This is a genomic window from Synechococcus sp. W55.1, assembly GCF_047461655.1.
In the GTDB taxonomy this organism is placed as follows: Bacteria; Cyanobacteriota; Cyanobacteriia; order Thermostichales; family Thermostichaceae; genus Thermostichus.
In genome coordinates, this window is the sequence record NZ_JANSHN010000026.1 from 1 (window position 1) to 21,068 (window position 21,068).

18 protein-coding genes and 2 pseudogenes are annotated in these 21,068 nt (G+C 58.4%); 7 read left to right on the top strand and 13 right to left on the bottom strand.

Annotated elements, in window-relative coordinates; translation table 11 throughout:
- From NW816_RS11925 to NW816_RS11935, 3 genes and pseudogenes are all read right to left on the bottom strand, one after another.
- A pseudogene (locus NW816_RS11925) lies at positions 1 to 214 on the bottom strand (RNA-guided endonuclease TnpB family protein); the annotation flags it as partial.
- A gap of 610 nt (positions 215 to 824) precedes the next feature.
- Positions 825 to 1,673 (bottom strand): annotated as a pseudogene (locus tag NW816_RS11930) (gamma-glutamyl-gamma-aminobutyrate hydrolase family protein).
- 178 nt (positions 1,674 to 1,851) lie between these two features.
- Positions 1,852 to 3,177, bottom strand: a complete 1,326-nt coding sequence (locus NW816_RS11935; RefSeq protein WP_414409293.1) for an RNA-guided endonuclease InsQ/TnpB family protein — start codon at positions 3,175 to 3,177, stop codon at positions 1,852 to 1,854.
- A 137-nt stretch (positions 3,178 to 3,314) separates the two neighbouring features.
- On the opposite strand from NW816_RS11935, the gene NW816_RS11940 reads away from it, so the two are divergent.
- A complete protein-coding gene (locus NW816_RS11940; RefSeq protein ID WP_414409328.1) occupies positions 3,315 to 3,416 on the top strand; it encodes a hypothetical protein in 102 nt (33 codons plus the stop codon).
- Positions 3,417 to 3,456: 40 nt separating this feature from the next.
- Positions 3,457 to 3,645, top strand: a complete 189-nt coding sequence (locus NW816_RS11945; RefSeq protein WP_414409329.1) for a transposase — start codon at positions 3,457 to 3,459, stop codon at positions 3,643 to 3,645.
- Between the two features lie 62 nt (positions 3,646 to 3,707).
- Here NW816_RS11945 and NW816_RS11950 read toward each other — a convergent pair whose 3' ends face one another.
- The 6 genes from NW816_RS11950 to NW816_RS11975 all read right to left on the bottom strand — a co-directional run bounded on the left by NW816_RS11950 (position 3,708) and on the right by NW816_RS11975 (position 11,378).
- Positions 3,708 to 4,772 carry an ABC transporter permease gene (locus tag NW816_RS11950; protein ID WP_414409294.1) on the bottom strand — a complete coding sequence of 355 codons (1,065 nt, stop codon included), beginning with the start codon at positions 4,770 to 4,772 and terminating at the stop codon, positions 3,708 to 3,710.
- 43 nt (positions 4,773 to 4,815) lie between these two features.
- The gene (locus NW816_RS11955) at positions 4,816 to 6,585 is read right to left on the bottom strand and encodes an ArnT family glycosyltransferase (protein ID WP_414409295.1); all 1,770 of its coding nucleotides are present in this window, start codon (positions 6,583 to 6,585) and stop codon (positions 4,816 to 4,818) included.
- A gap of 61 nt (positions 6,586 to 6,646) precedes the next feature.
- Entirely contained in the window at positions 6,647 to 8,374 is a 1,728-nt protein-coding gene (locus tag NW816_RS11960; RefSeq protein WP_414409296.1) for a DUF2254 family protein, read from the bottom strand.
- A gap of 27 nt (positions 8,375 to 8,401) precedes the next feature.
- Complete coding sequence (ftsY, locus tag NW816_RS11965) at positions 8,402 to 9,910, bottom strand: signal recognition particle-docking protein FtsY (RefSeq protein WP_414409297.1); 1,509 nt, start codon at positions 9,908 to 9,910, stop codon at positions 8,402 to 8,404.
- 104 nt (positions 9,911 to 10,014) lie between these two features.
- Positions 10,015 to 10,842, bottom strand: a complete 828-nt coding sequence (locus NW816_RS11970) for a DUF2993 domain-containing protein (protein ID WP_414409298.1) — start codon at positions 10,840 to 10,842, stop codon at positions 10,015 to 10,017.
- 68 nt (positions 10,843 to 10,910) lie between these two features.
- Complete coding sequence (locus tag NW816_RS11975; RefSeq protein ID WP_414409299.1) at positions 10,911 to 11,378, bottom strand: hypothetical protein; 468 nt, start codon at positions 11,376 to 11,378, stop codon at positions 10,911 to 10,913.
- 327 nt (positions 11,379 to 11,705) lie between these two features.
- On the opposite strand from NW816_RS11975, the gene NW816_RS11980 reads away from it, so the two are divergent.
- Complete coding sequence (locus NW816_RS11980; RefSeq protein ID WP_414409300.1) at positions 11,706 to 12,071, top strand: hypothetical protein; 366 nt, start codon at positions 11,706 to 11,708, stop codon at positions 12,069 to 12,071.
- 89 nt (positions 12,072 to 12,160) lie between these two features.
- Here the strand turns inward: NW816_RS11980 and NW816_RS11985 are convergent, their stop codons facing one another.
- Positions 12,161 to 13,114, bottom strand: a complete 954-nt coding sequence (locus NW816_RS11985) for a M48 family metallopeptidase (protein ID WP_414409301.1) — start codon at positions 13,112 to 13,114, stop codon at positions 12,161 to 12,163.
- 172 nt (positions 13,115 to 13,286) lie between these two features.
- Between NW816_RS11985 and minC the strand changes: the two genes are divergently transcribed.
- The 4 genes from minC to NW816_RS12005 all read left to right on the top strand — a co-directional run bounded on the left by minC (position 13,287) and on the right by NW816_RS12005 (position 17,883).
- Positions 13,287 to 14,030, top strand: coding sequence for a septum site-determining protein MinC (minC, locus tag NW816_RS11990; RefSeq protein ID WP_414409302.1), 744 nt, complete (start codon positions 13,287 to 13,289; stop codon positions 14,028 to 14,030).
- Positions 14,027 to 14,833, top strand: coding sequence for a septum site-determining protein MinD (minD, locus tag NW816_RS11995; RefSeq protein WP_414409303.1), 807 nt, complete (start codon positions 14,027 to 14,029; stop codon positions 14,831 to 14,833). The genes minC and minD overlap by 4 nt, the downstream gene beginning before the upstream one ends.
- Positions 14,834 to 14,931: 98 nt before the next feature.
- Positions 14,932 to 15,234, top strand: a complete 303-nt coding sequence (gene minE, locus NW816_RS12000) for a cell division topological specificity factor MinE (protein ID WP_414329651.1) — start codon at positions 14,932 to 14,934, stop codon at positions 15,232 to 15,234.
- Between the two features lie 375 nt (positions 15,235 to 15,609).
- On the top strand, positions 15,610 to 17,883 hold the full coding sequence (locus NW816_RS12005; protein WP_414409304.1) for a cation:proton antiporter: 2,274 nt from the start codon (positions 15,610 to 15,612) through the stop codon (positions 17,881 to 17,883).
- Here the strand turns inward: NW816_RS12005 and NW816_RS12010 are convergent.
- From NW816_RS12010 to gyrB, 3 genes are all read right to left on the bottom strand, one after another.
- Positions 17,861 to 18,229: a gamma-glutamylcyclotransferase gene (locus NW816_RS12010; protein WP_414329655.1), complete on the bottom strand. Its 369-nt coding sequence runs from the start codon at positions 18,227 to 18,229 to the stop codon at positions 17,861 to 17,863. The genes NW816_RS12005 and NW816_RS12010 overlap by 23 nt on opposite strands.
- Positions 18,230 to 18,271: 42 nt before the next feature.
- Positions 18,272 to 18,883 (bottom strand): glycerol-3-phosphate 1-O-acyltransferase PlsY, encoded by a 612-nt coding sequence (plsY, locus tag NW816_RS12015; protein WP_414409305.1) that lies wholly within the window; start codon positions 18,881 to 18,883, stop codon positions 18,272 to 18,274.
- Positions 18,884 to 19,102: 219 nt separating this feature from the next.
- Positions 19,103 to 21,031, bottom strand: coding sequence for a DNA topoisomerase (ATP-hydrolyzing) subunit B (gyrB, locus tag NW816_RS12020; RefSeq protein WP_414409306.1), 1,929 nt, complete (start codon positions 21,029 to 21,031; stop codon positions 19,103 to 19,105).
- Between the last annotated feature and the right edge of the window lie 37 nt (positions 21,032 to 21,068).

Consider the following 21,068-nt stretch of genomic DNA (forward strand, 5'->3'; position numbering starts at 1 on the left):
TCCCACCCCGAACCCTAATGGCAGAGGACTTCCAGATGACCTTGAAGTAGCGCCGCCGTCTTTTGGGGGGCTTGGCGGTGGGGTCGCTGTTGCGGCGGCTGCGCCAGGATTTCAGGGCAGCACAGAAGCTCTGCACTACGGCGTCAGCACTGTGGGCATGGAGCTCATTTTCTGGGCTGTTGGGGAACCAGCGCATTAAGCTTGCGGGTTTCAACCACAAACCTTTTTTACGGACTACCCGCCAAAAGGAAACGAGGGTTTGGGAATACAGCTGGCCTGCTGCCAAAGCCAACTGGTGCAACTGTGGGGAAGTTCCTAACTTGAGCCTGCGGACGCGATACACTTACTTTCACCGGTGCCCCAACTAAGACAGACTATAGCGCTCTGCGCCGCCGCAGGCGTCCGCGAAAGCGTCACGTAGCGATGAAGTAAAAGCCGCCCTTAAGGGCAGGGCTTGCAACCCAGTTTTCTTGGTCAGGGGTTCTAAACTGGTGGCTCCAGAGTTCATTGCCGATGGCATCGTAAAGGCGCACAAAGGCATCGCTAGGCAACTGACCCGGTCTGCTCGGGAAGAGTTCCACTCGCCGCAGGCACCCAAAAGAGCCGAGCTGGCAAAAGCCAGCCCTAGAGAGACAACCCTCTCCAGCGGTCGCTTCCTGTTCATATGCGTACGGCACCCTGACGGGAAAGGACTCCGTCCCGCTACCGCGATCGGCGCTTCTTGACAAGGGGGCACCGCCTAGAGGTTAGCACGGGATAACTGACGGGATAACTGTTGGATGATTCTCCAACGGCAGGACTGTCCTCTGGCTGGGAACCTTCCTTTAGGCGACTTGGGGTACGGGCTCAGGGTTGGGCAGCAGGCCAGCTAGGCGCGGGGAAAAACGCAGTGCTGCCTGCACAAAGGCTTGAAACAGACGGAAGTGCTCGGCTTCTTCAAAGGTGAACTCGGGGTGCCACTGCACGGCAACAGCCCAGGGGTGGGTTTCGTGTTCAATGGCCTCGATCAGCTCATCTCGAGAACGGGCAGCCAAACGCCAACCTGAGGGCACATCGCGGATGGCCTGATGGTGCCAAGAGACCACAGAGATTTCTTCTGCGCCGACGATTTGGTGTAGCCGTGTGGAGCGGATCAGGCTGACATTGTGGCGTTCGCGTTAGCGTCGCGTAGCGACAATGGGCTTGCGAAAGGACTCCGTCCCGCTACCGCGATCAGCGGGGTTGAAGTGATCCAGCTCGTCGTACACATCAGGCACATGGGGGAAAGGACTCCGTCCCGCTACCGCGAACAGCTTGCCGCCACTGACCACATTTAACAATTGCATCCCCCGGCAAATGCCTAAAACAGGGATCCCCTGGGCCAGCACGGCCTGAGCCAAGGCCACCTCAAATCGATCCCGCTCCGCGTTCACGTAGCGCACCTGGGGATGTTGCGGATCTTCTCCGTAGGTGCTGGGGCAGAGGTCACCGCCACCGGTCAACACCAGGCCATCCACCCAAGACAGCAAAACCTGAGGTTCGCTCTCACCTGGGGGAAAAAGAACGGGGATCCCTCCGGCAGCGCGAATGGCGTCCACATAGCGTCCTGGCGCTACGAAGTCTCCTTCGTCATTGCGGTTGCGAGTGGTAACGCCAATGAGGGGTCGATTCGAAAAAGGGGATGTCCGGTTCATCCTTCTACGATAACCCCATTTCCCGATGTTGATGGTGCTATGCCCACGGCACCCTGGCGGGAACCGCGCCGCTGTCCTGAACAGAAAAATCTAAAGTTTTCCCCCACGATAGGAGTTGAATCTCGCTGTTGCGCAACGCTAACGCAAAGGGATCCCAGGAATTGCCGAAGCCAATGAACTACCCCACCGCATAGGCGGATGGGGTTTCTGATGCCCCATCCACTTGACGGCAGGATTTTAGTCTCTTCCTCTGCCCCAGTTGCTTCATAGACCCGCAGGTCTTTGAAGTAGAGCTGAGACATCCAAGACTCACGAGGCTGGTTCCCAACCCCGGTTGCCGATTAGTGGCAACGTTGTACATCACCATCACCGAGCCGCGATCCCTGGGGATTTCAAACCCACAAGCCGAGCAGACATGATAACGGTTGCTCAAGTCCGCCCAGTTCGGGTGTACCGCACCACACTTGGGACAGCGTTGGCTCGGTTTGATGGCCTTGGTGGGAAGCAGGAGAACCAAACCTCCCTTCTGTTCGATTTTGTAGGTCAGCATCCGATTGAGTGTGCCGAAACCCACCGACAAAATCGACTTGTTTAGCCCTGCCTTGCGCTTCCCACCCTTGCGGGTCATCCCTTTGATATTTAGCTTCTCCGTTACGCCGACGTCATAACGACAAGCTATCTCTGACGTAACTTTGTGTTGCCAGTCTTTGCGCTGACGGGCAACTTTGGCTTTGAGTTGCGCTTCCCGCCGGTGGATTTTCTTCCACCTTCTGGAAGCCTTGACGCCCTTTTTAGGGGCACGCTTTCTGCGCTTCAGTCTGGCGACTCTGCGAATCTTCTCCTCGCTCCGCTGGGTAAAGCGGGGATTAGTAATCTCCCGAAACTCCACCCCGTCAAACAAAGTCAGGGCGGTCTCTGTACCCAAGTCATAGGCAACTATAGATTCGTACTGCAAATCCGACTGCGAACCAAACTTTGGCTCAGGTACTGCCACCTCCACCGTGAACGACGCAAACCACTGCCGTCGGGAGGGCTTGTAAACAAGGGTCAGAGTGGTGGGCACACCCCAGTCTTTGGCTTTACCCCGCATTTTCAGGGTAATGCCCAAGTCATTGAGCGTGACCGTGCCATGCTTTCCCGTGCTATTTACTTTCCAACCTGACTGGGCAGGATACGTCCAGCCTGAATACCGGCGAATGGACTTGAACCTTGGCTTCCTGTTCAGTCCTTGGAAAAACCGTTGGTAAGCCACATCGACTCGCTTGACGGTGGCTTGCAGGGCTTGGGAGTTCAGTTGAGCAAACTCCGGCCACACCTGCTTGAACTCAGGCAGCAGATTCTGTTGCTCCAAGTAGCTAACCGTCCTGCGGTTGCGTTTGTATTCATACTCCCGATGAGCGATGCAGGCGTTGTACAAGTAGCAGTGGAGACGACGAGCAGACAACAAAACCTTTTGTTGTGCTTTGTTTGGATACAGTCGAAATGTCTGCCTTCTTGTTACCACTGCCCTTTTACCTAGCTCTCGCCCTTCAGTCGATTATTAGTATATCAAATTTTTGCGGTTAGGAGAAATTGCCATGACCCAACTAACTTAGGAGCGGTGCTCATGTCGTTTTCAGGATTTACCTGCACATTGTGTTTGTGACCAAGTACAGGCGCAAAGTTTTGACTGAAGCGATGTTAGAGGCGATGAAACCTGTTTTGGAATGGGTACTATCTGCAAACCGATGTTTTCTAACCTGAATTTCAAGAGGAACCGGATCATGTACATTTGCTGATTGACTTGCATCCCGATAACAATATTTCCCATCTAGTTTCGTCTCTAAAGTCAGCATCAAGCCGAATACTGAGGCAGCAATTCAAAGCAGAAATAGACAAGGTGTACTGGGGTAAAGCCAAGCTTTGGCATGATTCCAAGTGCATTATTTCCTGTGGCGGCGCACCGTTGGAAACAATAAAATCCTGTATCTAAAATCAGTCGGGCGGTGCTATCTATCCCCACCCTGTAGAGGGTGGGGAATTCCGCACGTTTTGTTAACCTTTCCCCAGGAAATAGCGGCGGCTGATCCCTTGGGCCAACAAGACGAACAACACCAGGGATCCCTGAATCACGCCGGCCAGAGAAGACTCCAATTGTAAAGAGAGAGGCAGTTGCAAGCTGCCGATGTTGAGGCTGCTGAAGAAAAAGGCAATCGGCAAGATCAGCAGGGGGTTAAAGCCCGCCAGCATCACCACCAACAAGGCCAAGAAGCCCAAATTGCTGGAGATATTGGGGATGAGGCGATGGAACAGGGCCAACACCTGCAAGGCGCCCGCCAGCCCTGCTAGGCCCCCACAGCAGGCAAAGGCCATGAGCAACCTGCGGGTAGCCGGGATCCCCAGCCGGAAAGCGGCTACAGGGTTTTTCCCCACCGCCCGCAACTGCAGGCCAAAGCGGGTGTTGCGCACCACCAGCACTGTCAGGGCCAAAGCCAACAGGGCCAGCAGCAACGCCACCGGACTGGCCTCTGACCGCCCCCAGGTAGGCAGCCACAAACGGGGATCCAACAATTCCGTCCCGCTCATGGAAGCCACCCCCGGCCTTTTCCAAGGGCCGAAGATCAGGTAGAGAACCCAACCTTGGGCAACAAAGTTCAGCCCCAGACCGGCGAAGATCTCGTTGACCCGCCCCCACACATTCAGGATCCCGGCCAACAAGCCCCAGCCCGCCCCCCCCAAGATCCCGGCCAAAAGCGCCAAGGTAATGACCAGTGACGGCGGCAACCATCCCGCTTCCAGACGCACCAGAAACGTGGCCGCAATTGCCCCGACCACCATTTGCCCTTCGATGCCCAAGTTGTAGAGACCGGCAACAAAGGTAAACACCAACCCACAGCAGCAGAGGACAAGGGGAGCCAGCGTCGCCAAAACCCGGCCAAACTGAGCTTCGGTGCCAAAGGCCCCCTGCCACATGCTGGCCGCTACCTGGAGAGGGGAAGCCCCCGCCAGCAGGATCACCCCCGCCACAAATAGCAGCGCTGCCAGCCAAGCCAATCCCTGGATTACCCAGGTACGCTCTAGAGACACCCACGACCGGCCCGATTCCGCTATTCCCGCCATGCTTTAACACTTCCTAGGATTCTTAAACTTAAGATTTTTAAACTCAAAGAGGCTCCCCGCTGCCCTGCTCCAAGAGGGGATCCAAACGGCGCACCAGTTGCCAGCCCTCCACCGCCGCCAGAGGTTGTAACCCCAAATCCCGGATCTCCACCTGTTCTGCCTGCACCGGAGATACCCAAAGGTAGTCTCCATGCTCCCCTCGTCGCAGAGCCTGATCATCCACCCATCTCCCCGGATTAGGGGTATAAAAAGCGATGGCCTGGGCCTGACAGACATCCGGCAAGCCGCTGCGGCCAATATCCACCACCGTCTCCCCAGCCTCTGTCGAGGACTCCGTCCCGCTAACGCGAACGGACGGGGGCAGCATCTGGCTCCAATCCATGCGGGCAAAAGCAGGGCTGAAGTTGCCGAAATCAGGCCGCAAGACGATGGTGATCATAGCGAGGATCCCGGCCAACAAGAGGGTTCCCACCCACAGACTGCCGGCACAGCGCAACACCCGCCGCCAACTCCAGATCCCCGGCAGCAAGAGGTACAAAAGACCCATCGCCACCAGCGGCCAAGCATGAGGCTGTAGGAGCTCCAGACCGTCTACGCCCAGCCGGACGGCCACCCCCAAACCCAACAGCAGCAGCCCCACCGCTGCCAGGCCCCAAGAGATCACCTGAGCCAGACGGGGCTTTAAGTGCTCCGCACCGCTGACGCGACCCCGCATAGCCAACGCTTGATCCAAGGCTACCCCGGCCAAGAGAGCCAGCCAGGGGTAAAGCTGCACGGTGTAGTAGGGGGTTTTGGTGGGATAAAGCTGCAACAACAACAACAGCAGCAGGGGGAAAGACCAGATCAGCAGCGTGGATCCCGGCTGCTGGCGCACCAGGAGAAAGCCACCCACCAAAGCCAAAACCGTCCACGGGAAGCCATGAACGGGAATGTGCCAAAAGTAGTACCAGCCGGTGGCATCCGCATGGAAGGGCTCTTGCCCCAGATCCCACACCTTCCCCACCAGGGTGGTCAGCACCTGTGGGCCATACACCTGCATGGCTGGACCTAGCCAGAGGCCAAAAATCCCCAAGCCCAGCCCAAGCGCCAGCCAAAATGGGGCGGATCCCATCCAGCGGCGCCGTTGCTGCACGAGATAGGGGATCAAAGCCGCCCCCGGCAGCAGGATCATGGCGCTTTTCATCAGCAGGCCCAGCCCGAAGGCCACTCCGGTTAGCCAAAACCAAACCCTGTGGCTGCGGATACCGTTGACCAGCCCCAGGATCCCCAGCAGCTCCAGAAAGGTCAAGGGCACATCCTGCCCCACCAGCCGCCCCTGCTGCACCCAGAGGTAGCACAGGGGCAAAACCGCCATCCCCAAAAAGGCTGCCCGCATCGGCAAAAAAAACCACCCAATCCAACCCACCAGGGGAATGGAGAGCAAAGCAGCGAGGATCCCTGGCAGCCGCGCTGCCCACTCGTTTACCCCGTACAGGGCAAAACTGAGGGCCACGCTCCAGGTGAGCAGAGGGGGTTTCTCGAAAAAAGGCTCCCCCAAAAAAGTGGGCCCCAGCCAATGCCCTCCCCGCAGCAGCTCGCGGGCCATTTGGGCATAAAAGCTCTCGTCGCAGCCGGCCAAACTGGGATCCGCCCCCGAAAGCACAAACAGAGGCACTGCCAGGCCCATGACTAGTAGGCTTAGGCCCCAAAAGGGCACTAGGTGCGGGTCGCGGCGAAACTGAACGAAGGAGCTGGATCCCGGCAGGGATCTGCGGCTAGGAGAACTGCCCAGACGGTTGGGGTTGCCGAAAGGACGCATGGGACAAGTCAGCAAGGGGCGGCTCTAACCAGACTAGACAAGGACTCCGTCCCGCTTACGCGAGCGGCAGAATTTTTTAGGGAAGCTCCAGAGATCCAGAGGAGCTCTTCAGCTTATCTGCCGGCAAGGTTAAGCCCTGAAACCAGCTAAAAAACTGCTCGGCATAGGGCCAAAGAGCGGGCTCCAAGTAGTAGAAGTTCTCCCCCCGGTCGGTAAACTCCCAAAACTCTGCAGCCGTAGAGAGCAGCTCTTGGTGGATGCTCTGCAGGCGCGCCAGGGGCTCGTGCTGCATATCCTGATAGATCAGCCTGGCCCAGTCCTCCCGGCCACGACTGAGGAAATAGGCTGCCAAGCGGACTTGGGTTTTGCGGATCCCACGCAGGGTGGTTTCCTGTTGCTCGCTTTCGGGATCCTGATCCAGACGTAACAAGGCTTGCACAATGGCTTCCGTTGTTTCAGAGCCCAGAGCACAGCTCGACTGGGCCAACATTCCCAGATCAAAGCCAAAGGTTTCAGATAGGAAAAAGAGGCCAGCTTTGTAGGCAATTAAGCTGTAGTAGCGAAAGTAGCCAACAATCTGCAAGACCAGAGCCGACTGGCGGTGTTGTAGGGCTGCCTCGGCCAACAAGCGGTACTGCTTGAGCAGGTTGTAGCCGCTGCGGATGTCTCGCGCGTTGATGACGGCCCGCAGATAGGTATTGAAAAACTTGATCACCCACCCCGCTACCGTGAGTTGTTGGGTTTCCAGGGCGCGGATCCCCAGCTCCCGGCTGTGAATGGCCACCAGGGTGCTTGCCTGGCGCATGCCGTTTAGCCCCTCGGCAAACAAGGCTTGATACTGCCGCAGGATCTTCAGCTCCAGCCAGGATCCCTCTGCCTCAATCTGGCTCAAGAGTCCCTTATCCACCGAAGCAAAGTCTGGATCCCGCCGCAGAGCCGGGGTAAAGAGAAACCAGGCAGGGGGCAGTTGTGCTTTGTGAGCAGCATAGAAGACCCACAGAGACTTCAAGCTGTCCAAGGCTTCCAGGAGAATGCTCCCCTCCTGCTGACGGAGAGCACTGGTGGCGATGCTTTTGATTTCATCCAGAGCCGAGAGGCAGCGCTGATGAGCTGTCACGCAAGGTTCTGGCGCAGAGGGCTGCTGCCAGGAGAAACGGCGCTGTTCGGAGCTGGAGGTAGATCCCAGTCGTCTGGAAAGTGCTCCGCACCGCTGACGCGAACGTCGGGATCTGGAAGCAAGGGATCCCAGGATGGCCTGCCGCACTTGCTGCTCAATGCGATGGATAATCGAAGCCGGCTGCAAAAAGTGAAACACGAAGCGAAAGTAGGGGATCAGCATCAAAAACGAAGCTGTGCCCAGCAGCAGATTCAGCCCGACGAGCAACCCTGGAGGGTGTTGCTCCGCAACGCCAACACGAACGTAAAAGCCCAGGGCTGCCGAACTCCACAAACTGACCACATTGGCCAGAATCAGGAAAAAGAAGAGGTAGAAATTGACTTTCTCGCGCAAAAACAGCTCCGTGACCTTGGGGGTGAAGCGATCCGCGCTCAACTGCACCACAATGGCCACCACCGAGAGGGTAAAGCCCAGCACCCCCGACAACACCTGAGCCAAGGTGGTTACAAATTCCTGCAAAGCTTCTGTATCCTGCGTGGATCCCGCCCGAACCAGGTTCAACCCGCTCTGGATCCAGCGGTGCCCACCCCAAGCCCAAAGCAAACCTGCCCCCACCACTGCAGCACTCCAGGGCAGAAAGCGGGGGCGACGCCCAACAAAGCCTGGATCTGTGTGTCTCTCTTTCACAATGGCCCTTCTCAGAGAGGGGGTGCCTCAATACTCGCTTAGAAGAGCTTCCACAAACTCGTAGCTGGAAAAAGGCCGCAGATCTTCTAGCCCCTCGCCGGCGCCGATAAAGCGGATGGGCAGGTTCATCTGCTGCGTAATGGCCAGGGCAATCCCCCCCTTGGCGGTGCTATCCAGCTTAGTCAGGATCACACCGCTCAACTTGGCAGCCTTGGCAAACACCTCGGCTTGGCGCAACCCGTTTTGCCCTTGGGTGGCATCCAGCACCAGAAGGCTTTCTACTTTGGCTTCGGGAGCTTTTTTATCGACGATGCGGCGGATCTTGGCCAGCTCGTCCATCAGGTTTTTCTTGTTTTGCAGACGGCCTGCCGTGTCCACCAACAGCAACTCGGTGCCCCTGGCCTTGGCGGCTGTGATGGCGTCAAAAACCACCGCTGCCGGATCGGCATTGGGAGAGGGATTGGCGATCACCTCTACCCCTGCTCGCTCTGCCCAAACCTTGAGCTGCTCCACAGCAGCAGCCCGGAAAGTATCAGCAGCAGCAATCAGACAGCGGTATCCAGACTTGCGGGCGACATGGGCAATTTTGCCAATGGTGGTGGTTTTGCCCGCCCCATTCACCCCGACAATCAGCCAAATGTTGAGCGTGTCCCGTTGTGGGGCAAAGGTGGGATCCCCCACCGTCAACATCTGCCGCATCTGCTGCTTGAGGTATTTGACGGCCTCCTCTGGGGGCACCACCTCCTCTCGCATGCGCTTTTGTAGGGCTTGGATGATCTGCTCGGTGGCGTCGATCCCCACATCGGCCTGCAGCAACAGGGCCTCAATTTCTTCCACAGCCTTCTGATCCAGAGGGCCGCGGCCTACCAGGGCTTTCAACTGGTTGATCAGGTTAAGGCGGGTTTTGCCCAAGCCTCGCCGCAGCTTTTGCAGCCAGGAGATTTCCTCAACGGAAATCTCTTCCGGTTTGCGCCCTTGAGCCGCCAAGATCTCGGCTGACCAGCGGAAGCCCTCATCGAAGACCAGCTCTTCCGGCCCCGTCTCTGGAGAGGGAGCAACGGCTGGAGTCACCGGCTCGGGTTTGGGCTCATCCACGGCGCTGGCTTGCAGGGCTTGGAGACGCTCAGCAGCACGGGGAGCCAGATCGAAAAACGAGGGAGCTGCCGCCGGCTGCACAGGGGGCGATTCTGGAGATGCTGGTTCTTGTGTTGGAGTGGAGGACTGGACGGGTTCACGGGGTTCTGCTTGGGCAAGTGGGCCGGAGTCCTCAGTCGAGGCCGGTGGCTGCAGCTGGACGGATTCTGCAGGGATCCCTTCCGCTGGCGCAGGTGGGACAGAGTCCTGAGTTGCCGGTGGGGCTTGGGCAGCAGCACGGGCCTTCAGGTTGGCATAGGCGGCTTTGGCAAAAGCCAAATAGTCTTCAGGGGAGATCTCCGCCGGTTCTGTGGCTGGCGCGGGGGCTGGTGGCGAAGGCTCTGCTTCACCAGAAGAGTCGGTAGAGTCGGTATAGCGGCGGCGAAACCAATCGAAGGCCATAATCCCATCTCCAGCCTGGCTGATCTTTAATCCAGTTTGACAGAGCAGCTCTCCTGCTAGAGCGCAGCCCTGGGGAGCTCATCCCTGCTCAATGGGGATCCCCGTTAGCGGGACGAGGTCCTTTCCAACCCTTCCACCCGCACAAACCCAATCACCTGCAACTGGTCAGGCTCTATCTCTAGGCTGAGCACCCGCATCAGGATCCCAATCTCTTCCAGCTCTTGCAGGTCAAACACCTCATTGAGCCCGCCCAAAAACGCTGCTGAGATCTCATCGGGAACCCGCACAGAACCGATCACAAACTCCGGATTCTCCAGCTTTAGGCTGCGCCCTTCTTCCACGCGGATCCCGGTGTTAAACACCACCTCCACTGCTCGCGTTGGCTGGACGGAGTCCTTCTGCTCGGTACCGCCGTCTTCCTCCACCAAAAGGGCAGAGAGCTGAATGCGGCTGGGATCCGAAAACTCGACGCGGGGCTGACGCAGATCGAAACGGCGAGCTTCCCTTCCCGCTCCCCCAAAAGGCAGATCGGCGCGGATATCCTGAAACTGGCGGAGCACCTCTGGCTTGTTGAGGGCAGCATTCAAGTCCTCTTCTCGCACCACCACCCGCACCGCAGCTTGCAGAGGTCGCGTCAGGCGCAAGGGAGCCCCCTGGAAAAAAGAGGGGTCAATTGCCACCGGATCGGTTTCCAGCTCCAGAAGCTCGATGCGGGGAAAGGGCGCTCGATAGAGCCCGCGACCGGCAATCAGCAGGCGATCCGCTTGGCCATTCAGCAGCCGGTAATTGGGCTGGCTTTGGATGCGCACCTCCAAAACCTCTGCCCGATCCAACTGATCCAACAGAAGCTGCCGCGCCGTCTGATCCGCCAGATAGCCCGCTCCTCCTCCCAAGCCCGCCAACAGCCCCAAGAGAACTGCCAGGATCTCCATGATCACTAACCGGATGTGCCCCAACCCAGGTTAGCAAGGGGATCCCTGGCCCCCCTTGAGGATCTGGGCTAGCGCAGCACCTTGAGAGGGCTGGCCTCAATGGGTCGGTTGCCCATAAAGGTTTTGGCAATTTTCAGGCCATCGGCCATTATCGGGCGATTGAGCGCGGGGTCATGGATGAATTTGGCGCCAGAGGCAACCGTTGGGCGTCCCTCCCCCCAAGTGTCCACGACTTTGAGAGTTGCAGCAGCAACTGGACGTCCGTCGGCATAGTAATCCACCACTTTCAGGGTTGAAGCCCCAACCGGACGGTGGTCAATCTCAATTTCGCTGAACTTGACAGGGCTGGAAAACACGGGCGGGCCGGATTTCTCCCCCAGCAGTACCGGCATCTGAGCAGCCGCAGAGGCCCCATCAGCAGGCAGGGGAGCCAGGTTTAGAGCGTTACCCGTTTGCGTTAGCGGGAGGGCGTCCTTTCCCATAGAAGAAGCCTCTTGCTCTGGAAGCGTGCCGGAATGACCATTTGGAACGGCCATAAGAAACTCCTGAGTTGGTAGAGATAATGAACAAAACAGGACGGGAAAGGGCAGGAAGCTAGATCCCAGTGGAGCGCTGCAGAAGAGGGATATCCTTGGCAAGGCTAAAGGTTGGCCTCCCCAAGTTCAAATGAGTGAGACTGAATCTCGAATCTAAAAATATTCTAAACCAAAGTTTGGCATGGGATCCGCCGGCTGTGACCCAACGGTTCCTGAGACGATGCCGGCCAGTCGCGTTAGCGTTGCGCAGCTATGACGTCCTCTTCGCTTCAGCCACTCCCTGGCAAAATCCAAAGCGGACGGTACACTAGTGAGTTAGCAAAGTCTATGGCAGGGATCCCCTATTCCTATTGGCGCTGGGCAAGGTGGCCGGCACCGGCTCTGTGGGCGTTGCTGCTTTGGTTTGCTCCTGCAGCTCGAGCTTCTACCCTGGACGCGCCCCCATTTGACCTGAATGTTGTCCGCTCCCGTTCTCTGCCGTGGAGACATCCTCTTCTTGTTCCCGAGCAGAAGGATCCCATCCCAGCCACTCGCGTTAGCGGGACGGAGTCCTGGGTTGAGGTCGAGGTGACAGAGCATCCCTTTCTGGAGTTCACCCTTGAAGAAAGCAACGCAGCTATTGCCCTATTCGGCTGTGATTGCCCGGCCCACCTCAACCAGTTGCGGAGACTACGCGGTCTGCCTTTGCTGTGAAGCACAGCTCCACCAGTAACTGTCCCTGACAAAGAAACACAGGGAGCCATCCAGCCGGTCTTGGGCAGAAGGGATCCCTCTGTGCCGAGTTAGGGCAGGACAGGGAGTAGCGGCAGGATCTCAATCTCGGTGCGTTGGGTTTGTTCGGGGGATCCGGAGGGCCAAATGGAGCCGCCGGAGCCGCGGAGTGGAACAGTCTGACTGGCTGGGCTGGCCATGCCGTGCTGAGTGATGAGCTGGTTGAGGCGGGCAATGCGCTCCGAGACAGGGGGATGGGTGCGCAGGAACTCTGGCACAGATCCGCGGGATTGCAACTTGGCCAAAAATTGCGGCATGCCCTGCGGGTCAAACCCGGCGCGATAGGCTGCCCCCAGACCTTTTTCATCGGCGATAAACTCGTTTTCACGGCTCTGCGGGCGCCGTACTCCCAATTCCAGGGCCAGAGCGGCCAGGGTACTGTCGTTGAGCCCCAACAATTGAGCCCCAAACTGGGCAGTGGCAGCCTGCTGCAGTTGTTGCAGGCCGTGGCGTTCGCCGATGTGGGCCACCTCGTGGGCCAGCACGGCGGCAATCTGGTCGTCGTTGTCGGCGGCTGCGAGGGCACCAGTGGTGATGTAGACAAAGCCTCCCAGTGTGGCAAAGGCGTTGATGTCGGGATCTTCCACCACTTGAAAGGTGTAGGGCAGATGGGGCCGTTCGCTGTGGGCGGCCACCCGTTGGCCAATGCGGTTCACCCGCTCGACCCAGTAGGGATCCGAACTGAGGCGAAGTTGTCCCCGCGCTTTCAGTTGTCGATCGATCTGGCGGCCTAAGCTCACCTCTTGGGCATCGTTCAACTGGCTCACCTGCAGCCACTGAAGGCCATGAATCAGCAAACGGCCCAGATCTTGGGCATGGGCAGGGGATCCCATCCCAGATGCCGCAAGAATGCTGAGTAGGGCAATGGCGACCGGTCTCACCGCGCGAGAACTCCACCCCTTGGAGAGGAGAGGATCCTGTCCTGCTGGCGCGAGCAGCCTGAGGGTGTGGCGAGGTTTCAACATCAGGAATTGGCTCCATCAAGTACCCTCAAGTTAGCGATCCCGAAGCAAGATTGTCCTGCCACCCAAGCGAAACCGCTTTGCTATCAAGGGCAACCGCCGAGAGAGTTTCCCCTGGCTTGGGGGAATGGAATAGGATAGGGCTCTATATTCAGGCAGACGTTTAAGGGCGGTCATGACGGGATCCCCTACATGGAACCCTGAAATCTCCCCAGCTACCCCATCTCCAAACTCCTGGGTCACAGACGGCGTTTACTTTCGGTCGGATGCCCAGGGGATCCATCTGCACTTGCCCAGCACCTTGCCTTGGGAGGAGCTTTGGGAAAACCTGGTTTGGCAGTTGCGCAGCCGCAAACCCTACTGGGCCGGGGTCGCTCCCCTCACCCTCTGGAGCCAGCAGCGAGAGCTGGACATGCCCGCCCTACAACTTCTTGCTGCCCTATTGTCTCAGCATGGACTGCAACTGTGGCGCGTTCAAACTCGATCCCGCTCGACAGCGATTGCAGCAGCGACGTTGGGGTATTCTGTGGAGCAATCTTCCCTTTTGGAGGCAGTTCCCCCTGCTCCCCCAGACACCACACCTCTGTACCTACGTTCGACGGTGCGCTCTGGCATGTCCGTGCGTCACAGGGGCTCGGTATTCCTGTTAGGGGATCTCAACCCCGGCGGCGAGATCATTGCTGGAGGAGATATTTGGGTTTGGGGACGCTTGCGGGGCCTGGTTCACGCGGGGGCCGACGGCGACAAGGGAGCTGTAATTTTGGCTTTGCAGTTGGAGCCCACTCAGTTGCGCATTGCCGATCAAGTGGCCCGTCCGCCAGAAGGCGGATCCCTGCCCAACACCCCTGAAGTGGTTTACCTGCAGGAGGATGTCATCTGCGTCGCCAGCCTTCAGGATTTTCTGCGGAGAGGAGTATGAGCCGAGTCATTGTCATAACCTCTGGTAAAGGTGGAGTCGGCAAAACCACCGTGACGGCCAACCTGGGCACTGCCTTGGCGCGCTTGGGTCGCTCGGTGGTGGTGGTGGATGCAGACTTTGGCCTGCGCAACCTGGATTTGCTGCTGGGGCTGGAGAATCGGGTGGTGTACACGGCCCTAGAGGTGATTGCCGGGGAGTGCCGCCTCGAGCAGGCTTTGGTGAAAGACAAGCGCACCCCCCATCTCTCGCTGTTGCCGGCAGCCCAAACCCGCAACAAAACGGCGGTGAATCCGGATCAGATGCGCCAGTTGATCGAGAAGCTGGCCAGCAGCCATGACTACGTGCTGATCGATTGTCCGGCAGGGATCGAACAAGGGTTTCGCAATGCCATTGCCGGGGCCAACGAGGCCATCATCATCACCACCCCAGAAGTGGCAGCGGTGCGGGATGCAGATCGCGTGGTGGGCTTGTTGGAAGCCGCCCAGATTTCATCGACTCAGCTCATTGTCAACCGCCTGCGCCCGGACATGGTGGCAGCCGGCCAGATGATGTCGGTGGAAGATGTGGTGGAGGTGCTGGCCATCCCGTTGGTGGGTATTATTCCAGAAGACCGCGAGGTGATCGTCTCCACCAACAAAGGGGAGCCCCTGGTTCTCTCCGCCAATCCAACTCTGGCTGCTCAGGCCATCCAGCGCATTGCCCGACGGCTAGAAGGGGAAGCGGTGGAGTTTCCCAAGCTGGCCAGCTTGAGCGAGTCTTTTTGGGAGCGGGCCAAACGGTTTTTAAACCAAAAGGTGCTCTGACAACTGTTTTGTCGTTTTTCCCCACTTTATCCAGATTGGAATGGCAATTTTGACCTGTTCACAACTTTCACAACTGAGTAACAAGGCCGGCAAAACCTATGCTCCTCGATTTTTTGGATCAGCTTTTTTCTCGGCACTCCGGCAACAGCCGCCATCAAGCCAAGCAACGGTTAAAGCTGATCTTGGCCCATGACCGCGCTGATCTCACCCCAGCGGCACTGGAATCGATGCGCCTGGAGATTTTGGGGGTGGTGTCCCGCTATGTGGAGCTGGATTCAGAAGGGATGCAGTTTCACTTGGCCACGGAAGGGGGAACGACTGCTCTTATTGCCAATCTGCCTATCCGTCGCGTTAAGCCCTTAGAGACCGGTCTCAGCCGCTCAGAAGGCGAGAAAGCCTAGAAGGGGAGATTTTTGGCAGCATGTCGATTTGCTTTCAATTCCCAACAGAGCTGCCCAACGCCAGAGTGGTCGTCAAGCCCGCTCTGTGATACGTTGAGGTAAGTCGTGTGTACTGTAGCGAGAAGCAGGCTGAGTGTAGCTTTTGCAACTTCATGGGGCCGACACACATGAGTTAGCTCTGCGTGTTTGGGCTCATGAACTGCTGACGTGATGGGTAAAGCCCCCTTGACGATTGGAGACTTTTCAGCAGTTTGTATTGGCGTTAGCGTTGCGGAGCAACAACGACGTTAACGATGGCAGCGACGAGATTGTTAGCGTTCAGTAGCTGGAAAGGTAAGGGCTCCGTCCCGCTATTGCGTTCGGTTAAGCCTCAATATGCAAGATTCATTTGAGCTGACGATCCTGTTTACGCTAGCCCTGGTGGCTGGGATCGCTGCTCAGGTGCTGGCCAATTTTGTCAAAGTGCCCAGCATTGTATTCCTGCTGCTGTTTGGCCTGTTGCTGGGGCCAGATGGTTTGGGCTGGGTTCATCCCCAAGTCATGGGATCCGGGCTGGAAGCGCTGGTGTCGTTGGCGGTGGCTCTGATCTTGTTTGAGGGGGGACTGAACCTGCGGCTGCAACGTCTCAATCAGGTATCCGATAGCCTGCGCAATTTGGTTTTGTTGGGATCCCTGCTGACCTTGGTGGGGGGAGCGGCAGCAGCTCACTATCTGGGGGAGTTTCCCTGGCGGCTGGCCTTTTTATTTGGATCCCTGGCGGTGGTGACGGGGCCGACGGTGATCAACCCTATCCTGAAGCGGGTACGGGTCGATCCGGCAGTCAGCACGCTCCTGGAGGGAGAAGGGGTGCTCATCGATCCCATCGGGGCCATTTTGGCAGTGGTGGTGCTGCAGGTGGTGCTCTCCGGCCATCCCAGTTTTCTCATGGCCTTGGAACAGTTGTCCAGCCGTCTGGCCATCGGGTCGGCGGTGGGAGCGCTGGGGGGCTGGCTGATGGGATCCTTCCTGCTTTGGTCGCGGCAGTTTTTAACCGAGGAGCTGCGCAACTCGGTGGTGCTGGCGGGGGCCCTGGGGGTGTTTGCCTTGGCCCAGTCGCTGCGATCGGAGGCGGGGCTGATGGCAGTGGTGATGGCGGGCCTGGTGGTGCGGCAGAAGGCGGCCATTGCTGAGCGGGGTGTGCGGCAGTTTCACGGCCAGTTGGTGGTGTTGGCCATCTCGGTGATTTTTATTTTGCTTACCGCCACGCTCTCCCTCAAGGCGGTGTTTGCCCTGGGCTGGGGATCCCTGGCCACAGTGCTGTGTTTGATGCTGGTCATCCGTCCCTTGAGTGTGTGGCTGTGTACCTGGCGCAGCGACCTGAATTGGCGGCAGAAGCTGTTTGTGGCTTGGCTGGCTCCTCGGGGCATTGTGGCGGCTTCGGTGGCCTCCTTGTTTGCCATTCTGCTGACAGAACGGGGCATTACTGGGGGGGATGCCCTCAAGGCGCTGGTGTTTTTGACCATCTCGGTGACGGTGACGGTACAGGGGCTGACCGCGGCTTGGGTGGCCCGTTGGCTGGGTCTGGATCAGGGCAGTTCCACCATAATCATCGGCGATCATCCCCTCACCAACCAATTGGCCCAGTTGATGCGCTCGCTGAACCAGACAGTCGAGGTGATCCCACTGCTTTCTGGGGCTTCCAAAAATGGGTATGGCAGCTACGAAGCTTCCCATTCAGCGGACGCCAAAGACTCCGTTTCGCAGAAGCGTCGTGCCGCCATCGCGTCAGGGATGCGGAGCAACAGTGGTGCAGAGCAACATGGCAATGGCACCCACAAACCTGACCCGAAGCCAGAGGCTGCCCCCGGATCCCTGCAGGAGGCCGTACTGAACGAGTCTGCTTTGTTGAAGGCTGATATCGACCATGCGGAAACTCTGTTGATCCTGACTCTGGATCCGCAGGTGAACTGGGCCATTGCCGAGTTGATGGTTAAGCTCTCGGTTTCTGCCACCATCTGGACGGTGTTGCTGCCGGATATGCCCATCTCAGAAGGGATCCGCACCTTACAGCCTTCCTTCCCCCAACTGCAGCGCTGGGCCGGCTATCTGGAGGCCAACCGGGCTGAGCTGCGCTCGATCACCCTACCCACGTTGGCGGACTTGGGCCTACCCCTCCCCTTCTCGGCTTCGGCCCTGCCAGAGGCAAGCAACAAGGCTGTTCGCGACAGCAGGACGGAGTCCTTTGTCTTAGCAGCTCAAGAGTCGCTCCCGACAGCGCTGCCCAATCCCTTCCTGGCCCAGATGGGACTGGAGGATCCCACCCTTGAACGGCTGCGGGATCAGTTTGCCTATCGAATCAAAGCCGATCTATGCCTGCCCTTGTTGTTGGTGCGCCCGCAGCGGCTGAGGAGCGGCTCATCTCGACCGGGTCGGCTCTTCTACCTGCCTGAGCCAGACATTTGGCGACGCGGGGATCGCATCTACTACCTGGAGCGCGTTTCCAGCCCTGTGGATGCCGGTGCTCTCTCCGCCAAAGAGTCTGATTCCCAAGAATGGGATCCGTCGGCAGCCGTTCGCGTTCGCGACAGCGGTGCGGAGCACAACAGTGGGATAGAGTCTTTGGTGCTGCCCCAGTATGTTGAGGGCGTCAAGCTCCACTTTGATCTCTAGCCAGCCAGCGGCCACTGGGGATGAGGGAACACCCCTGCACCTGCTCAGGCCGACCCAGATAAACCCAAGCAAAGGTGCCGCTATCCAGTTGCACCCACTGCCGTTCGTACACCCGCGGGTGGTCTTCCAGTTCGTCCAATCGGGGCAATAGACTCAAGGGGATGCGGTAGCACTCGCCGTAGAGCCGGTTTCGGCCACGAACTGCCATCGGGTAGGGGCCGAGACTGTAAAGATCAATGTGGTTGAGGCTGTCTGTCCCCAAAAATTCTGCCCCCTGCAGCAAGCTGTGGTATTGGCCGCCCCGCAGCAGGGATCCGTAGACAAAAACCACTGTGGTCGGTTGCATAGCGTTGCGGAGTAATACAGCTGCTTCACAGTGCCTTGAAAATTAGGGAGATTGCGTCCATTTTTGGCCAATGCGCGGCTCCGACCCGGCCAGTAGGCGCTCGATGTTGCGCCGATGAGCACCGATCACATACACCCCGCCCGCCAACGCAAACAACAAATAGGGCAAAGGTTGAGCTGTTGCCCACATCACCACCGGAGCCGCCACTGCCGCCAGCAGGGAGCTGAAGGAAACGATGCGGGTGAGGGCGAGCCCCAGCAGCCAGACGCCGAAAGTTGTCAGGGCTACTGGCCAAGCCATAGCCAACAAGATCCCCAGGCTGGTGGCCACCGATTTGCCCCCCCTGAAGCCCAGCCAGCAGGAACGGCTATGGCCGATCACTGCGAACAATGCCGCCAAAACCACCCACCACGGGGATCCCAAGGCCGATCCCAGAGCCACTGCTGCTGCCCCCTTGGCAGCATCCACCAGCAACACCAGCAGGGCGGGCCCCTTGCCCAACGTCCGCAACACATTGGTTGCTCCGGTAGAGCCGGATCCCTGTTGGCGAATATCGATCCCCCCCCACCAACGGCCTACCCAGTAGCCGGTTGGAATGGATCCCAGGAGATAGCCCCCCAGCACCGCAAGAAGAGCCGTAAGCAATGCAGGCATAGCAGGATCTGGAACGCTCTTCCCTCACTTTGCCACAGGGTCTGAGCTGCAGCCGGGATCTTGCCCCGTCCGGGAGCTTTTGGCTGCTCGCGGCCTCGTCTGCAACACCGTTACGTTCGCGCCAGCGGTGCGGAGCACTTTCCCCCTGCCGTGGGCCCCGAAGAGGCGGGACAGAGTTCTCTCCACCCAATATCGAGAGTCGCTAAATATCGAGAGTCGCTAAATATCGAGAGCCGCCAGATCCAAATGGGCACTGTGGGCCTCAATAAACTCCCGTCGGGGACCAACAGCATCTCCCATCAAGATGGTGAAAATGCGATCCGCCTCCACCGCATCTTCGATGGTGATTTGTTTGAGGGTGCGCGTTGCCGGGTTCATGGTGGTCTCCCAAAGTTGTTCAGGCATCATTTCCCCCAGACCCTTGAACCGTTGGATGGTGTACTTGGTGTTGGCAGGCAGCCCCCGCAGGATTTGGTCTTTCTCGGCGTCGCTGTAGCAGTAGCGAACATTGTTGCGACCCCACTCGATTTTGTAGAGCGGCGGACAGGCGATATAGACATAGCCCTGTTCCAGAAGCGCCTTTTGATAGCGGTAGAAAAAGGTCAGCAACAGGGTGCGAATGTGGCTGCCGTCCACGTCAGCATCGGTCATGAGGATGATGCGGTGGTAGCGCAGTTGGCTGGGATCAAATTCATCCCCTTTCACCCCCAAACCCAGCGCTGTGATCATGGCCTGAATTTCGGCGTTTTTGTAGATCTTGGCGGGATCTGCCTTTTCAATGTTGAGAATCTTGCCGCGCAGGGGCAACACCGCCTGAAACTGCCGATCCCGACCCTGTTTGGCGCTGCCCCCTGCAGAGTCGCCTTCCACCAAATACACCTCAGACTCCGCCGGGTCGCGGCAACTGCAATCGGCCAACTTCCCCGGCAGCGTGGAAGATTCCAGGGCAGATTTGCGCCGCACCAATTCTCTGGCCCGCCGGGCTGCCTCGGCAGCATTGAAGGACTGGATGGCCTTATCGACGATCCCCCTGGCCACGTTGGGGTTGAATTCCAAGTACTCCGTGAGCGCCTCGGAGACGAGGGTTTGCACAATGCCCCGCACCTCGGTGTTGCCCAACTTGGTTTTGGTTTGCCCCTCAAACTCGGGGTTGGGCACCTTGACCGAGACGATGGCCGTCAACCCCTCGCGCACATTTTCTCCGGCCAGGTTGCTGTCGGAGTCTTTCAGCTTGTTGAGCTTGCGGGCTTGACTGTTGATGGTGAGGGTAAGAGAGGTTTTCAAGCCCTCCAGGTGGGTACCCCCTTCGTTGGTGCGGATGTTGTTGGCAAAGCCGATCAAATTGTCGGTGTACACATCCGAGCACCACTGCAGCGCCACTTCCACCTCCACACCATCCCGCTCCCCTTGGATGTAGATGATGTCGGAGTGGATGGGCGTTTTTTCGTGGTTGATAAAGGCTACATATTCCCTGATGCCGCCTGCATATTGATAGGTTTCGCAGTGGGGCGGATCCCGCCGCAGATCGCTAAAGGTAATTTTCAAGCCGGCATTGAGGTAGGCCAATTCGCGAAAGCGGGCCGCCAGCAGGGCATAGTCGAACTCTCGCTCGGGAAAGATCAGCCCATCCGGCTTGAAGCGCACCTCTGTACCCCGCCGATTGGATCCCTTGGGCTGGGGTTCGGATTTCAGGGATCCCACCACCGCCCCGCGCTCGAAACGTTGAAAGTAAACCTTGCCCTCTCGCCAAACCGTCACCTCCACCCATTCGGAGAGGGCATTCACCACCGACACGCCCACCCCGTGCAGCCCACCGGAGACTTTGTAGCCGCCACCGCCAAACTTGCCCCCCGCGTGCAGCACCGTCAGCACCGTAACCAGAGCCGACTGCCCGGTTTTGGGGTGGATGTCCACCGGAATGCCGCGGCCATTGTCCAAGACGGCTACCGAGCCGTCGGGATGCAGGCTGATCTGAATATCATTGCAATAGCCGGCCAGGGCCTCATCCACAGAGTTGTCCACCACCTCGTACACCAAATGGTGCAACCCCTTCGGCCCAGTGGAGCCAATGTACATGCCAGGGCGTTTGCGCACAGCCTCCAAGCCTTCCAAAACTTGGATCTGCTCTGCACCGTAGTTTTCCGTCATTCCCAACTCCAATCCCGAGGAAGGCTCCCGGCCAAGA